A 14,932-nucleotide genomic window follows, 5' to 3' on the forward strand; every position below is an offset into this window, starting at 1 on the left:
GACGTGTCCCACCGGCCCGCCGGAACCCACGGCGCGCGGCGGCGTTACGCGTCGACCTTCTCCATGATCTCGTCGCTGACGTCGAAGTTGGCGAAGACGTTCTGCACGTCGTCGCTGTCCTCGAGCGCGTCGATCAGCTTGAAGATCTTCTTGGCGCCTTCCTCGTCCAGCTCGACCTGGACGGAGGGCACGAAGCTGGAGTCGGCGGAGTCGTAGTCGATGCCGGCCTCCTGGAGGGCGGTGCGGACCGCGACCAGGTCGGTGGCCTCGCTGAGCACCTCGAAGGACTCACCGAGGTCGTTGACCTCCTCGGCGCCCGCGTCCAGGACGGCGGTGAGGACGTCGTCCTCGGACAGCTCGCCCTTGGGGACGATGACGACGCCCTTGCGGCTGAACATGTACGACACCGAGCCCGGGTCGGCCATGTTGCCGCCGTTGCGGGTCATCGCGACGCGGACGTCGGAGGCGGCGCGGTTGCGGTTGTCGGTGAGGCACTCGATGAGCACCGCGACGCCGTTCGGGCCGTAGCCCTCGTACATGATCGTCTCGTAGTCGGCGCCGCCGGCCTCGAGGCCACCGCCGCGCTTGACCGCGGAGTCGATGTTCTTGTTCGGGACCGACTGCTTCTTCGCCTTCTGGATGGCGTCGTACAGCGTCGGGTTGCCCTCGATGTCGACGCCGCCCATGCGCGCCGCGACCTCGATGTTCTTGATCAGCTTCGCGAAGAGCTTGCCACGCTTGGCATCGATGACGGCCTTCTTGTGCTTGGTCGTGGCCCATTTAGAGTGGCCGGACATCTGCCTGTCTCCTTCGCGTAACCCATCTCAGCAACGAACGCAGGAATCCTACAAGGACTCGGCTGTACGGTTCGCGCGCACCATGTCCACGAACAGGCCGTGCACACGGTGGTCGCCGGTCAGTTCCGGGTGGAACGACGTGGCCAGGGCCATGCCCTGGCGGACCGCGACGATATGGCCGTCGTGCTCGGCGAGCACCTCGGCCTCGGCGCCGACGGACTCGACCCAGGGGGCGCGGATGAAGACGCCCTCCACCGGGGCGCCCTCGACGCCCTCGACGTCGACGGCCGCCTCGAAGGACTCGTTCTGCCGGCCGAAGGCGTTGCGGCGCACGATCATGTCGATGCCGCCGATGGTCTCCTGGCCCGAGCGCGGGTCGAGGATCTTGTCGGCGAGCATGATCATGCCGGCGCAGGTGCCGTAGACGGGCAGGCCGTCCCGCACGCGCGCGCGGAGCGGTTCCATCAGGCCGAACAGGACGGCCAGCTTCGAGATCGTGGTGGACTCGCCGCCGGGGATGACGAGGCCGTCCACCTCGGCGAGCTCTTCGGGGCGCCGCACCGGCCTGGCCACGGCATCGGCCGCGGCCAGGGCGACGAGGTGCTCCCGTACGTCGCCCTGGAGGGCCAGGACGCCTATGACGGGGGTGTCGCTCATGGGTACCTGTGCCTTACCAGCCGCGGTTGGCGTAGCGCTCGGTCTCGGGGAGGGTGTCGCAATTGATGCCGACCATGGCCTCGCCGAGGTTGCGGGACGCGTCGGCGACGATCTTCGGGTCGTCGTAGAAGGTGGTGGCCTTCACGATGGCGGCGGCGCGCTTGGCCGGGTCGCCGGACTTGAAGATGCCGGAGCCGACGAAGACGCCCTCGGCGCCGAGCTGCCGCATCAGGGCCGCGTCGGCCGGGGTGGCGACGCCTCCGGCGGAGAAGAGGACCACCGGCAGCTTGCCCAGCTCGGAGACCTCCTTGACCAGCTCGTACGGGGCGCGCAGGTCCTTGGCGGCGGCGTACAGCTCGTTGTTGTCGTAGCCGCGCAGGCGGGCGATCTCGTTCTTGATCTGGCGCAGGTGGCGGACGGCCTCGACGACGTTGCCGGTGCCGGCCTCGCCCTTGGAGCGGATCATCGCGGCGCCCTCGGCGATGCGGCGCAGGGCCTCGCCCAGGTTGGTGGCACCGCAGACGAAGGGGGTCGTGAAGGCGAACTTGTCGCTGTGGTTGACCTCGTCGGCCGGGGTGAGGACCTCGGACTCGTCGATGTAGTCGACGCCGAGGGACTGCAGGACCTGGGCCTCGACGAAGTGGCCGATGCGGGACTTGGCCATGACCGGGATGGAGACGGCCTCGATGATGCCCTCGATCATGTCCGGGTCGGACATGCGGGCCACGCCGCCGTCCTTGCGGATGTCGGCCGGGACCCGCTCCAGGGCCATGACGGCGACGGCGCCCGCGTCCTCGGCGATCTTCGCCTGCTCCGGCGTGACGACGTCCATGATGACGCCGCCCTTGAGCTGCTCGGCCATGCCGCGCTTCACACGGGCGGTGCCGGTCTCGGGAGCCTGGTTTTCGGAGATGGACACGGGTGACCTCGCTGCTGGGAAAGAGGGGTTTTGTGCAGCACCGAGGAAACGTGAGGGGACCAGGCCACAGCAAGGGCCAATGAGAAGCCGGTGGATCGTTTTGGCTCTGGGGCGGCGGGAACGTCCCGCCGTCAGGAGCCCGAGCGGTCCGCCAAGGCGGCCGGTGGTTCGTCGTCCATCTCGAAGGCCATCGGGAACGGCGCGTGGCCCGCCAGGCGGAACCAGCGGACCTTGCGGTGGCGGCGCAGGGCGCGAGCGGCGCGTACGGCGTCGTTGTGGAAGCGGCGGGCCATGGGGACGCGCCGCACCGCCTGTACGAGCTCGGTCGCGGCCTCCTCTCCCCCGGGCGCCTCCCGCACCGCCTCCAGTTGCTGGGCCTCCGCGAAGACGGCCCGCAGCGCCTGGCTCAGCTCGCTCTCGGAGACCTCCCGCTGCTCCTCCTCCGCCTGGCGGGCGGCGTGCGCGGCCTCGTAGAGCACGATCGAGGCGGCCGGATCCAGGACCCCCGACGTGGCCAGTTCCTGCGCCACCGAGGCCCGGCGCAGCAACTGCGCGTCCAGGGCGGCCCGGGCGGCGTCGATCCGGGCGTGGAGACGGTCGAGACGGCCGGCGGTCCAGCTCAGATACAGCCCGATCGCGACCAGGGCGACGGCGATCCAGATGAGAGTGGTGGTCACGGGCGGCAAGGCTAGCCGCCCGACCGGCCTCTCGGTTCACCCCGCCCCGGCCGAGCCGCCCTTCGGCTCGGCCGGGACGGAATCAGTCCGTCCGGGCTCAGTCCCGGGCGAACCCCAGCCTGGCCCGCAGCCCCGTCACCCGATCGTCCTCGGCCACCGCCGCCGCGCCCGCCGTCACCGTCTCGTAGACGGACAGGATGTCCGCGCCGACGGTCGACCAGTCGAAGCGCCGTACATGGGCACTCCCCCGCTCCCGCAGCTCCGCGAGGCGCTCCGGGTCCCCCAGCAGCCGGACTGCCGCGTCGGCGAGGGCGTCGGCGTCCTCGTTCGGGAAGAGCTCACCGGCGGCTCCCCGGTCGAGGACCTGCGCGAAGGCGTCCAGGTCGGAGGCGAGGACGGGGGCGCCGGCGGACATGGCCTCGACCAGGATGATGCCGAAGCTCTCGCCGCCGGTGTTGGGCGCGACGTACAGGTCGACGCTGCGCAGGAAGCGCGCCTTGTCCTCGTCGCTGACCATGCCGAGGAACTCGACGCGGGAGCGCAGCTCGGCCGGGAGCGTCTCCACCGCCTCCTCCTCGTCGCCGCGCCCGGCGACCAGCAGCCGGGTCTGCGGACGCGCGGCGAGGATCTTCGGCAGGGCCTTCATCAGGACCGGCAGTCCCTTGCGGGGCTCGTCGATGCGCCCGACGAAGCCGATCGTGTCGCCCTGCCACTCGGCCTTGGGCTCGGCCTCGGCGAAGAAGTCGACGTCCACGCCGTTCGGGATCACCACCGCGTCCCCCCCGAGGTGTTCCACCAGCGTGCGCCGGGCGTACTCGCTCACCGCGATCCGCGCGCTGATCTTCTCCAGGGCGGCCTGGAGGATCGAGTACGCGGCGATCATGGCCCGGGAGCGCGGGTTGGACGTGTGGAACGTGGCGACGATCGGGCCCTGCGCGGCCCAGCAGGTCAGCAGGCCCAGCGAGGGCGAGGTCGGCTCGTGGATGTGGATCACGTCGAACGCGCCGTCGTGCAGCCACCGGCGCACCCGGGCCGCCGAGAGGAAGCCGAAGTTCAGCCGGGCCACCGAGCCGTTGTACGGCACCGGCACCGCGCGTCCGGCCGAGACGACGTACGGCGGCAGCGGGGTGTCGTCGTCCGCGGGGGCGAGGACGGACACCTCGTGGCCGAGGCGGATGAAGTATTCGGCCAGATCGCGGATATGGAACTGGACGCCGCCCGGTACGTCCCAGGAGTACGGGCAGACGATGCCGATCCTCACGTGGATCCCTTCGCTGGATCGAGGTCCGCGAGCCACAAGCGCTGCAGCATGTGCCAGTCCTCCGGGTGGTCGGCGATCCCCGAGGCGAAGGCGTCGGCCAGCGCCTGTGTCATCACGGACGTCTTCTCGGCGCGGGTGCCTGACTCGGGCACCTCCACCGGTGGGTGGAGACGGCCCCGCATGACGGGCGAGTCGTCGTACCAGAGGGTGACGGGGAGCAGCAGGGCGCCCGTCTGCTGGGCGAGCAGGGCGGGTCCGGCCGGCATCCGGGCGGTGTCGCCGAAGAAGTCGACCTCGACACCGGAGGCGGACAGGTCGCGGTCGGCGACCAGGCAGACCAGGCCGCCGTCGCGCAGCCGCCGGGCCAGGGTGCCGAAGGCGGTGCCGCCGCTGTGCGGCAGGACCTCCATGCCGAGGCTCTCGCGGTAGGCGACGAACCGGTCGTACAGCGTCTCCGGCTTCAGGCGCTCGGCCACCGTCGTGAACGGGATGCCCAGCTCGGTGGTGACCCAGGCGCCGGCGAGGTCCCAGTTGCCCAGGTGCGGCAGGGCGAGTACGACGCCGTTGCCCGCGGCCATGCCCTCGGTGAGGTAGTGGATGTCCTTGGCGTCGAAACCGCCCTTGATCCGCTCCGTGCTCCAGGCGGGGAGCCGGAAGGATTCCATCCAGTAGCGCAGGTAGGAGCGCATGCCCGCGCGGGAGAGCTCGGCCAGCCGCTCGGGGCCGGCGTCGGGCACCACGCGCGCGTAGTTGCTCTCCAGGCGTTGCACGCCCTTGCCGCGCTGCTTCCAGGCGAGATCGGCGATGGTGTTCCCGAGCCGTGCGGCGACAGGCTCGGGGAGCTTCCTGACTGTGCTCCAGCCGAGGCCGTACAGCGCGTCCGTCAGCCGGTCCTGTGCGCTCACGTGGCCGCCTCGCTCCCGTGAGAGGCGTTGTGCTGCTTGCCCTCATTGTCCTGCGCGGCCGCCTCGGCCTCGGCGGACTCCCGGCGGACCGTGACGACCCGCTGGATCAGCGTGACGAGGCTGCCCACGGCGACGATCCACAGGGCGACGGGCAGCAGGTACTGGATGCCGGGCACACCGAACGCGTGCAGACCCGCGAGCCCGGCCGCGACCAGCGAGATCACCAGCCGCTCGGCCCGCTCGACGAGCCCGTTGACGGCGACCGGCAGACCGATCGACTCGCCACGGGCCTTGGTGTACGACACCACCTGGCCACTGGCCAGACAGAAGATCGAGACGGCGCACAGCACGAGGTCGTCGCCGCCCCCGGCGTACCAGAGGATGAAGCCGGCGAAGATCGCGCCGTCGGCGACCCGGTCGAGCGTGGAGTCCAGGAAGGCGCCCCAGCGGCTGGAGCGGCCGAGCTGGCGCGCCATGTTTCCGTCGACGAGGTCCGAGAAGACGAAGAGTGTGATCACGACCGTGCCCCAGAAGAACTCGCCCATGGGGTAGAAGACCAGCGCGCCCGCGACCACACCGGCGGTGCCGATGAGCGTGACGGCGTCGGGGCTGACGCCCAGCCGGATGAGAAACGCGGCGAACGGTGTGAGGACACGCGTGAAGAATGCACGCGCGTACTTGTTCAGCATGGCCTTCCCGAGGGTCGGTGTCGCCGCATGGCCCCTGCTGGCCACCGGCTGGCCCATCGTAGCCACGCGCGCGCGTGGCCGAGGGGCGGGCACCCGGACCCCTTCGGGGGATCCGGCGCACCGCTGGTGGGCGGCGCGATCGCGTCCTTCGTATGGACGCACCGTGACGGGAGTGGGAAGGTCGAATGACCGCGGGCGTCGCCGGAGCCGCCATGCACGCGGATCCCGCGTGTCCGCGCCCACAGTGACCTCACCGTGCACGGGAGGCAGGATCATGGGCGACAAAGGACAGACACACCCTGGGGCCGCCGGCAGGGCGCTAGCGGCCGACCACCCTCAGTCCGTACGGAATGTGGTGCTGGTCGGCCACTCCGGATCGGGCAAGACCACGTTGGTGGAAGCCCTCGCGCTCACAGCGGGGGCGGTGAACCGGGCGGGCCGTGTGGAGGACGGCGGCACCGTCTCCGACTACGACGAGATCGAGCACCGGCAGCAGCGCTCGGTACAGCTCTCCTTGGTGCCCGTCGAGTGGGACGGCATCAAGGTCAATGTTCTCGACACCCCCGGATACGCCGACTTCGTCGGTGAGCTCAGGGCCGGTCTGCGAGCGGCGGACGCGGCCCTCTTCGTCGTCTCGGCCTCGGACGGCGTGGACGGCTCGACCCGCATGGTGTGGGAGGAGTGCGCGGCCGTGGGCATGCCCCGGGCCATCGTCGTCACGCACCTGGAGGCGGCGCGCGCCGACTTCGAGGAGATGACGCGGATCTGCGCCGAGGCCTTCGGCGCGGACGATCCCGACGCGGTCCTGCCGCTCTACCTGCCGCTGCACGGCCCGCAGGCGCCCGACGGGCACGCGCCCGTGACCGGCCTGATCGGGCTGCTGTCGCAGAAGCTGTTCGACTACTCGACCGGCGAGCGCAAGGAGTCGGAGCCGGGCGAGGACGAGCTGCCGCTGATCGAGGAGGCCCGCAACCGGCTGATCGAGGGGATCATCTCGGAGAGCGAGGACGAGACCCTCATGGACCGCTATCTCGGCGGGGAACAGATCGACGTCGGGACGCTGATCGAGGACCTGGAGCGGGCCGTCGCGCGCGGGGTCTTCTTCCCCGTCCTGGCCGCCGCCCCCGCGTCCGACGGCGCCCGGCAGGGGCTCGGCACGGTGGAGGTGCTGGAGCTGATCACACGGGGTTTCCCGACACCGCTGGAGCACGAGACGGTGCGGGTGACCACGATCGACGGCAAGCCGCGCGAGCTCAGGCCCTGCGACCCGGACGCGCCGCTGGTCGCGGAGGTCGTGAAGACCTCCTCCGACCCGTACGTCGGCCGGCTGTCGCTGATCCGCCTGTTCTCCGGCACTCTGCGCGCCGACCAGACGGTCCACGTCTCCGGGCACGGACTGTCCGACCGCGGCCACGAGGACCACGACGTCGACGAGCGGATCGGCGCCCTGTCCACGCCGTTCGGCAAGCAGCAGCGCCCGGTGTCGCACGTCATCGCGGGCGACCTGGCCTGCGTGGCCAAGCTGAGCCGCGCCGAGACCGGTGACACCCTGTCCGCCAAGGAAGACCCGCTGCTCATGGAGCCGTGGCAGATGCCCGACCCGCTGCTGCCTCTGGCCATCCAGGCGCACAGCAAGCCGGACGAGGACAAGCTCTCGCAGGGCCTGGCCCGGCTGGTGGCCGAGGACCCGACGATGCGGCTCGAACAGAACCAGGACACCCACCAGGTGGTTCTGTGGTGCCTGGGCGAGGCGCACGCCGACGTGGCCCTGGAGCGGCTGCGCAGTCGGTACGGCGTCCAGGTCGACGTCGTGCCGCACAAGGTGTCCCTGCGCGAGACCTTCGCCATCAAGTCGGGCGGACGCGGCCGGCACGTCAAGCAGTCCGGCGGGCACGGGCAGTTCGCCATCTGCGAGATCGAGGTCGAGCCGCTGCCGGGCGGCTCCGGCATCGAGTTCGTGGACAAGGTCGTCGGCGGCGCGGTGCCACGGCAGTTCATCCCGTCGGTGGAGAAGGGAGTACGGTCCCAGGCCGCCAAGGGAGTCGCCGCCGGGCATCCGCTCATCGACGTACGGGTGACCCTGCTGGACGGCAAGGCGCACTCGGTGGACTCCTCCGACGCCGCGTTCCAGACGGCCGGCGCGCTCGCGCTGCGGGAGGCGGCGTCCGACGCGCGGATCCATCTGCTGGAGCCGGTGGCCGAGGTGTCGGTGCTGGTCGGCGACGACTTCGTGGGCGCCGTGATGAGCGACCTGTCGGGGCGGCGCGGCCGGGTGCTCGGCACCGAACAGACACCCGGCGGTCGCACGGTGATCCGGGCCGAGGTGCCCGAGATCGAGATCGGCCGGTACTCGGTCGACCTGCGGTCGCTGTCCCACGGCACGGCACGGTTCAGCCGCCGGTACGCGCGGCACGAGCCGATGCCGCCACAGGTGGCGGAACGGGTGCGTGAAGAGGCGCGCAAGGCCTCGTAGTTCGCGCCGGGCGCCACCAAGTGGCCCTCATGAGGGCTTCCCTCCGCACCGGCGGGCGGCTTGACGGCCGCCCGCCGACGGATGTCGGTGCGTGCGGATACGCTGATGACCTGATCAACAGGTGTGCGGAGCGCGGAAGTCGGGAAGGCCGCAGATGCGGATGCGGCAGCGATGGGGGCGGCAGTGACAGACGGATTCGACTTCAGCCCAGGGGCCCAGGTGCCTTTGGCGGGTTCGGCTGGGCAGACGGCGGCGACCTACGCACTGGCCGCGGCGGCGTACCGGGACGACGAGGTCACCACGATCCTCAAAGCCGACAACGAGTGGCACCAGTCGAAGGTGAAACCGCCGCGCCCCTGGGCGAAGATCTTCCGCCCCAGGTTCGGCGAGGCCTTCTCCCGCGCGATCATCGACCGGATGCTGGGTGCCGGGCGCAATCCCGTCATCCAGTCCTTCGGCATCGAACCCCAGGTCGTCGTGGAGCACTGCCTGGCGGCCCACCGCATCCGCCGCGACCGCGACAACTGGCTCTCGGCGATCACGGTCATCTGCGGGGTGCTCTTCCTGCCGGGCTTCCTCGTGTGGCTGCTGGTGTTCACGCTGCGCACCACCATGGCCAAGCGCGAGGACAAGCGCGCCGGCGCCCTCGCCACGACCCTGCTGGTCGCGGTGGGCGCGCTCGCCGTGCTGTTCCTGATCAAGATGCCCTTCACGGGATTCTGGGCCTGGTACGCGCGCGCGGCGATCATCATGCCGGTCGTCGGCTGGTTCTGGGCCAAGCAGATCTGCGAGCGGACCGCCCGTGACCTGCGGGAGCGCTGGTCGAGCCTGCTGTCGGGCGGCGGCGTGGGCGCCAAGATCCCCGAGGCCGTTCCGGGCAACCCGGGCGACGCGGCCGAGCAGGTCCGCAAGGAGCTGGCCCGCCTCGGCGCCGAGCAGCGGTCCAACTCGGTCTTCTACGCCGGCCCCAAGGGCATACTCGGCATGGGCACGCGGTGGGGCAGCTGGCAGCTGGCCGAGGAGCTGGTCTCCGCCGATCCGGACAAGGAGTTCCACCCCTTCCGCAGCTGGGACGTCATCGTGGCGATCCAGGGCGGCCTGGGCATGCTGGAGCGCACGTCCATCAACACCGGCGGCTTCCCCAAGCCGTCCATCACGCACTGGATCGTCACGCCGATCGGCGAGAAGGCGACGGAGGTGTCCCGGCCGAGCGGCACGGACGTCGACGCGTACACGGTCCGGACGCACGCCATACAGGACATCTGCAACAAGCAGCAGTTCGGCAGCGGCGACCGGCACTACCTCGGCGTGCAGTGGACCCTCTGGGACGGCCATCTGGTGATCACGATGCTGATCACGGTGACCGTGCTCCACGACACCCTGCGCATCGAGGTCACCGGTCACGCCCTGGGGCCGGTCAACCCGCTGTTCAACGAGAAGCCCGCGGCCAAGGAGAAGGCGGTGCAGAAGGCTCTCCGGTTCTGGGAGACCCGCACCGTGAAGCTCCCCCTGATCGACGCCGACGAGGTGGTACGGCTGGCCGCGCGCGCCCCGCTGACCTGGTACCCGCCGCTGCTGAACTGGCTCGGCGGCAGTCTGACGCTCCCGGAGCCGTTCGGTCTGCGGCACTCGTGGGCCGACCAGCCGTGGCGGCACCGCTTCATGGCCGACGACGCGTTGCGTGCGGCTACGCCTGTGCTGCGTACGGTGCATGCGGCGGCGCTGAAGGTGCTGCGGGAGAACGGGGTCGACGTGGAGAAGTTCGGTTCCAGGTCGGCGGCGCTGAGCGGGGCCGTGCAGGAGGCTTCGCCGAAGAAAGCTGATGTCTACGACGCGTAGGGGCTCGTGAGCCTAGGGCGACCGGGGCCGGTGTCGAAAGAACGAACGCCGGCCCCGCCGGACTCAGCTCGTCGGCCAGGCCTCCGCCAGCATCTTCCGGGTGTCCGCGAGCAGCTGCGGCAGCACCCGCGTATGTCCCACCACCGGCATGAAGTTCGTGTCCCCGCCCCAGCGGGGCACGATGTGCTGGTGCAGGTGGGCCGCGATGCCCGCGCCCGCCACCGTGCCCTGGTTCATGCCGATGTTGAAGCCGTGCGCGCCGGAAGCGGTGCGCAGGGCGGTCATCGCCTGCTTCGTCAGCTCGCCGAGTTCGGCGGTCTCCCCCGCCGTGAGGTCGGTGTAGTCGGCGACGTGCCGGTAGGGCACGGTCATCAGGTGACCGCCGTTGTACGGGTAGAGGTTGAGCACGGCGTAGACCTGCTCGCCGCGCCGGACGACCAGCCCGTCCTCGTCGGACTTGGCCGGGATGGAGCAGAAGGGACAGCCGTCGCCCGAGCCCGGGCCGGTCGGCTTGTTCTCGCCCTGGATGTAGGCCATCCGATGGGGCGTCCACAGACGCTGGAACGCGTCCTGCGTCCCCACTCCCAGCTGCTGCTCCGGCTCACTCGTCATGCAGTGCAGCATATGGCGTCGAGCTGGGGGGACGGCAAAGGCCCCCGGGATCTCCCCGGGGGCCCGTGTGCCGTGTGATCAGACCTGCGCCCGCTCCTCGACGACCTTCTGGATCTTCGCGATGGCCTCGTCGAAGGGGATGCCGTTCTCCTGCGAGCCGTCGCGGTAGCGGAAGGACACGGACCCGTGGGACATGTCCTCGTCGCCCGCGATGACCATGAAGGGCACCTTCTGCTTCTGGGCGTTGCGGATCTTCTTCTGCATCCGGTCGGAGGAGGAGTCGACCTCGACGCGCAGGCCCTTGCTCTTGGCCGCCGCCGCGAACTTCTCCAGGTACTCGACGTGCGCGTCGCCGATCGGGATGCCGACCGCCTGGACCGGGGCCAGCCACGCCGGGAAGGCGCCCGCGTAGTGCTCGAGGAGCACCGCGAAGAAGCGCTCGATCGAGCCGAACAGCGCGCGGTGGATCATGACGGGGCGCTGCTTGGCGCCGTCCGCCCCGGTGTACTCCAGGTCGAAGCGCTCCGGCAGGTTGAAGTCGAGCTGGATCGTCGACATCTGCCAGGTGCGGCCGATGGCGTCCTTGGTCTGGACGGAGATCTTCGGGCCGTAGAAGGCGGCGCCGCCCGGGTCGGGCACGAGGGGCAGGCCCTGCTTCTCGGCGACCTGGCGCAGCGTCTCGGTCGCCTCCTCCCAGGCCTCGTCCGAGCCGACGAACTTCTCCGGGTCCTTGGTGGAGAGCTCCAGGTAGAAGTCGGTCAGGCCGTAGTCGCGCAGCAGGCCGAGGACGAACGTGAGCGTCTTGTCGAGCTCCTCCGACATCTGCTCGCGGGTGCAGTAGATGTGCGCGTCGTCCTGGGTGAAGCCGCGGGCCCGGGTCAGGCCGTGCACGACGCCCGACTTCTCGTAGCGGTACACGGTCCCGAACTCGAAGAGGCGCAGCGGCAGTTCACGGTAGGACCGGCCGCGCGCGTCGAAGATCAGGTTGTGCATCGGGCAGTTCATGGGCTTGAGGTAGTAGTCCACGCCCTCGTCGAGCTGCATGGGCGGGTACATGCCGTCGGCGTACCAGTCCAGGTGGCCCGAGGTCTCGAAGAGCTTCCCCTTGGTGGCGTGCGGGGTGTAGACGAACTCGTAGCCCTCTTCCTCGTGGCGGCGCCGCGAGTAGTCCTCCATGACCCGGCGGATGATGCCGCCCTTGGGGTGGAAGACGGCGAGGCCGGAGCCGATCTGCTCCGGGACGGAGAACAGGTCCAGCTCGCTGCCGAGCTTGCGGTGGTCGCGCTTCTCGGCCTCGGCGAGGAACTCCAGGTACTGCTTCAGCTCGTCCTTGGTGGGCCAGGCGGTGCCGTAGATGCGCTGGAGCATGGGGTTCTTCTCGCTGCCGCGCCAGTAGGCGGCCGCGTTGCGCATCAGCTTGAACGCCGGGATGTTCCGGGTGGAGGGCAGGTGGGGACCGCGGCAGAGGTCCTTCCAGCACAGGTCGCCGGTCTTGGCGTCCAGGTTGTCGTAGATCGTCAGCTCGCCGGCGCCGACCTCGACGTCCGCGCCGTCGTCGGAGGAGGCCGAGCCCTTGAGGCCGATCAGCTCCAGCTTGTACGGCTCGCCGGCCAGCTCCTCGCGGGCGGCCTCGTCGGTGACCGCGCGGCGGGCGAACTTCTGCCCGCGCTTCTGGATCTCCTGCATCTTCTTCTCGACGGCCTTGAGATCCTCGGGCGTGAACGGCTTCTCGACGTCGAAGTCGTAGTAGAAGCCGTCCTTGACGGGCGGGCCGATGCCGAGCTTGGCCTCGGGGAAGAGCTCCTGCACCGCCTGCGCCATGACGTGCGCGGTGGAGTGGCGCAGGATGTTCAGGCCGTCCTCGGAGGAGATCTCGACGCCCTCGACCTCGTCGCCCTCGGACAGGGCGTACGACAGGTCGCGGAGCTCGCCGGCCACACGCGCGGCGATGATCGAGCGCTCGCCGGCGAAGAGCTCGGCGGCCGTAGTGCCCGTCGTCACCACGCGTTCTTCCCGCTCGGAATCGCGCTGGATGATCACACGGACGTCTGACACCGGTCTCTCCTGACTGAAGGTGGATGCGCCGCTCTAACCCATATTCCATGGCGTACGCAATAGAAGGGATCGTACCGACCCCGGGCCATCCACCGCGAAATCAGTCCCCGCAGTCCCCCTCGTCCCCTCCGCAGGCCTCCTCGAAGAAGGCCGCCATCCCGGCGTTCTCCTGCAGCGCCTTCATCAGCCGGTCCCGTTCGGCGTCGTCGACCTGCACCGGTACGACGCCGTGGGCGCCGGTGAGGCGCCGGAAGCCGCCCCGGCTCTCCAGCCGGCCCTGCACCCGCACCGGCAGTCCGACGAGGTGGGCGTGCCCGGCGATCCGGTAGCCCTCCTCGTCCAGGGTGATCCGGACGTTCGGGATCTCGGCCCCGGCCAGTACCCGCAGCCGTACGGTGCCCTCGCCGCGCGGCCCGGACCTGCGCAGCCGCACCACCGCTCCGGTGATGCGCACCGGCACGGCGGGTTCCTCGCGCAGATAGCGGGCGCCCGCCTCGCGCAGGACCGGCAGATCGCCGGGCGAGAACTCGACGGGCTCGGCGGAGGACGCGCACCCCTCGGGCACACCGGCCGCCGGGGCCCACGCGACGGCGATCCGGGCGCCCTCCGTGCCCCGGACCAGGGCGACGAGGGCCTCGGTGAGCTCATGGCTCACCCCTGCCTCGACCGCGGCGTCGAAGGCGTCCATGCCGCCCGCGGCGCGCTGGTAGTCGATGGCCTCGCGGGCGGCGTGCAGCGCCTGGTGGAGGCGTACGGCCACGGGGCGGCCGCCGGCGACGGGCACGAAGGCGGTGAGCCGGCCGTCGGCGGCGGAGCCGACGAGGACGTTCTCCAGGGACGCGGCGGCGGAGCGCCGGTGGCGGGCGCCGTGATAGCCGGCCGGTGCGCGGGCGGCGAGTGCCGCCGCGAGGAGCATCCGGCGGGCCGCGGTGCGCAGCCGGTCCTCGACGATCCAGGGCGCCGCGCCGGCAGGCCCGGCGGGGACGTCGTGCCACCAGCGGATCTCGTCGCTGGGCACGGCGAGGGAGACGAGGACCTCGCGGGCGGAGGGCGCGCCGCTGCGGGACAGGGCGAGCAGGGCCTCGCCGAGGAGGTCGTCGCTGTCGGGGAAGGCGCGGGTCTCCGGCACCAGCAGGCTCGTGCCGCTGCCGCCGGGGCCGGGCGGGGTCCAGCGGCCGTAGCGTCCGGGGGCGCCGCCGCGCCGCAGCCAGCCGTGCCGGCGCAGCAGGGCGCTCAGCACGGCCGGGTCGACCTCGCGGGGCTCGGGCGGAGGGCCGCTCCAGGAGTCGACGGGGTGGGGCCGCACGGCCCTCAGTGGCTCCTCGGTCGGGCGGTGCGTCACGGTTTCCCTCCCGTCCCGACCCGCGTCATGATCTCGCACAGGGCCCGGTCGTCGAAGATGCGTGCGGTCGGTATGCGCACGGTGGTGCGGCTGCGGCCGGTGATCGGCTGGCCGGCGAGGTTGGTCCAGTAGCAGCAGTGCCTGAGGTCGAGCCGGTCGTGGCCGGCGCGCAGCCAGTCGTCCTGGGAGCGCGGCACCAGCATCACCACCAGGATCTTGTGCACCGACACGGGTGTGCGGGCGAGTTTCGCCAGGTGGGCGTTGTCGAGCGTGAAGGAGAAGGTGCGGCCGGGCGGGTTGGGCGGCACCTGGTAGGTGGCCTTGAGCTGCACCTTGATGGTGACCTCGTCGTCGACCGTGTGCCCGGGGGCGCTGTGGCTGACGTGCCAGTCGATGCCGTTGTCGGGAAAGGGCTGGGACAGCGAGCAGCCGGCGGCCGCCGCGACGGCGTGCAGGTAGCCGACCTGCAGTGTCTCCATGCAGGCGGTGGTGGCGAGAGTGCCGCGGGAGGGAGCCGTGCGCTCGGGCAGCAGCCCGCCCCGTTCGGGCTGCGCAATGGCCATGGCCAACAGCCTTCCAGAACAAGTGATTCCCCGTTGCGGGCCGCTGAACTGCAACGACCCGTACTCCTGTTGTCTCCTTCCGGCGTAGTACGCAAACAGCCCGGGTATCACCGAATCGGGCAGCGGACGGTGCGTCAACTGCC

General features: G+C 70.8%; 13 protein-coding genes. 2 read left to right on the forward strand and 11 right to left on the reverse strand.

Annotated elements, in window-relative coordinates:
- Positions 1-44 precede the first annotated feature (44 nt).
- The 7 genes from ACFT4A_RS33305 to pgsA all read right to left on the reverse strand — a co-directional run bounded on the left by ACFT4A_RS33305 (position 45) and on the right by pgsA (position 5,962).
- Positions 45-797: a YebC/PmpR family DNA-binding transcriptional regulator gene (locus ACFT4A_RS33305; RefSeq protein ID WP_382594889.1), complete on the reverse strand. Its 753-nt coding sequence runs from the start codon at positions 795-797 to the stop codon at positions 45-47.
- A 48-nt stretch (positions 798-845) separates the two neighbouring features.
- Positions 846-1,454, reverse strand: coding sequence for a pyridoxal 5'-phosphate synthase glutaminase subunit PdxT (pdxT, locus tag ACFT4A_RS33310; RefSeq protein WP_382837699.1), 609 nt, complete (start codon positions 1,452-1,454; stop codon positions 846-848).
- Between the two features lie 13 nt (positions 1,455-1,467).
- Positions 1,468-2,373 (reverse strand): pyridoxal 5'-phosphate synthase lyase subunit PdxS, encoded by a 906-nt coding sequence (pdxS, locus tag ACFT4A_RS33315; RefSeq protein ID WP_215122607.1) that lies wholly within the window; start codon positions 2,371-2,373, stop codon positions 1,468-1,470.
- A gap of 131 nt (positions 2,374-2,504) precedes the next feature.
- The gene (locus ACFT4A_RS33320; protein ID WP_382837701.1) at positions 2,505-3,050 is read right to left on the reverse strand and encodes a hypothetical protein; all 546 of its coding nucleotides are present in this window, start codon (positions 3,048-3,050) and stop codon (positions 2,505-2,507) included.
- Between the two features lie 97 nt (positions 3,051-3,147).
- Entirely contained in the window at positions 3,148-4,311 is a 1,164-nt protein-coding gene (locus tag ACFT4A_RS33325; protein ID WP_382837704.1) for a glycosyltransferase family 4 protein, read from the reverse strand.
- Positions 4,308-5,216, reverse strand: a complete 909-nt coding sequence (locus ACFT4A_RS33330) for a phosphatidylinositol mannoside acyltransferase (RefSeq protein WP_382837707.1) — start codon at positions 5,214-5,216, stop codon at positions 4,308-4,310. Before ACFT4A_RS33330 ends, ACFT4A_RS33325 begins: the two co-directional genes overlap by 4 nt.
- Positions 5,213-5,962, reverse strand: coding sequence for a phosphatidylinositol phosphate synthase (gene pgsA / locus ACFT4A_RS33335; protein WP_382837710.1), 750 nt, complete (start codon positions 5,960-5,962; stop codon positions 5,213-5,215). The genes ACFT4A_RS33330 and pgsA overlap by 4 nt, the downstream gene beginning before the upstream one ends.
- A 217-nt stretch (positions 5,963-6,179) precedes the next feature.
- Here pgsA and ACFT4A_RS33340 point away from each other — a divergent pair, with 217 nt between their 5' ends.
- On the forward strand, positions 6,180-8,378 hold the full coding sequence (locus ACFT4A_RS33340) for an elongation factor G-like protein EF-G2 (protein WP_382837713.1): 2,199 nt from the start codon (positions 6,180-6,182) through the stop codon (positions 8,376-8,378).
- A gap of 171 nt (positions 8,379-8,549) precedes the next feature.
- Positions 8,550-10,217 (forward strand): hypothetical protein, encoded by a 1,668-nt coding sequence (locus ACFT4A_RS33345; RefSeq protein WP_382837716.1) that lies wholly within the window; start codon positions 8,550-8,552, stop codon positions 10,215-10,217.
- A 63-nt stretch (positions 10,218-10,280) separates the two neighbouring features.
- Here ACFT4A_RS33345 and ACFT4A_RS33350 read toward each other — a convergent pair whose 3' ends face one another.
- The 4 genes from ACFT4A_RS33350 to ACFT4A_RS33365 form a co-directional block, all read right to left on the reverse strand.
- Positions 10,281-10,841: an HIT domain-containing protein gene (locus ACFT4A_RS33350; protein ID WP_311124712.1), complete on the reverse strand. Its 561-nt coding sequence runs from the start codon at positions 10,839-10,841 to the stop codon at positions 10,281-10,283.
- A 66-nt stretch (positions 10,842-10,907) separates the two neighbouring features.
- Positions 10,908-12,884, reverse strand: coding sequence for a threonine--tRNA ligase (thrS, locus tag ACFT4A_RS33355; protein WP_382837719.1), 1,977 nt, complete (start codon positions 12,882-12,884; stop codon positions 10,908-10,910).
- A 100-nt stretch (positions 12,885-12,984) separates the two neighbouring features.
- Positions 12,985-14,226, reverse strand: a complete 1,242-nt coding sequence (locus ACFT4A_RS33360; protein WP_382837722.1) for a hypothetical protein — start codon at positions 14,224-14,226, stop codon at positions 12,985-12,987.
- Positions 14,223-14,789, reverse strand: a complete 567-nt coding sequence (locus ACFT4A_RS33365; RefSeq protein WP_184597254.1) for a DUF4365 domain-containing protein — start codon at positions 14,787-14,789, stop codon at positions 14,223-14,225. Before ACFT4A_RS33365 ends, ACFT4A_RS33360 begins: the two co-directional genes overlap by 4 nt.
- Positions 14,790-14,932 lie beyond the last annotated feature (143 nt).

The organism is Streptomyces sp. NPDC057099 (genome assembly GCF_042671245.1).
Classification (GTDB): Bacteria; Actinomycetota; Actinomycetes; order Streptomycetales; family Streptomycetaceae; genus Streptomyces; species Streptomyces purpurascens.

What these genes read in the sequence shown, in the direction of transcription:
- ACFT4A_RS33350 (WP_311124712.1), bottom strand. Translation starts at nt 10,841, where the DNA reads ATGCTGCACTGCATGACGAGTGAGCCGGAGCAGCAGCTGGGAGTGGGG.
- ACFT4A_RS33365 (WP_184597254.1), bottom strand. Translation starts at nt 14,789, where the DNA reads ATGGCCATTGCGCAGCCCGAACGGGGCGGGCTGCTGCCCGAGCGCACG.
- ACFT4A_RS33340 (WP_382837713.1), top strand. Translation starts at nt 6,180, where the DNA reads ATGGGCGACAAAGGACAGACACACCCTGGGGCCGCCGGCAGGGCGCTA.
- ACFT4A_RS33305 (WP_382594889.1), bottom strand. Translation starts at nt 797, where the DNA reads ATGTCCGGCCACTCTAAATGGGCCACGACCAAGCACAAGAAGGCCGTC.
- ACFT4A_RS33345 (WP_382837716.1), top strand. Translation starts at nt 8,550, where the DNA reads ATGGGGGCGGCAGTGACAGACGGATTCGACTTCAGCCCAGGGGCCCAG.
- pgsA (WP_382837710.1), bottom strand. Translation starts at nt 5,962, where the DNA reads ATGGGCCAGCCGGTGGCCAGCAGGGGCCATGCGGCGACACCGACCCTC.
- pdxT (WP_382837699.1), bottom strand. Translation starts at nt 1,454, where the DNA reads ATGAGCGACACCCCCGTCATAGGCGTCCTGGCCCTCCAGGGCGACGTA.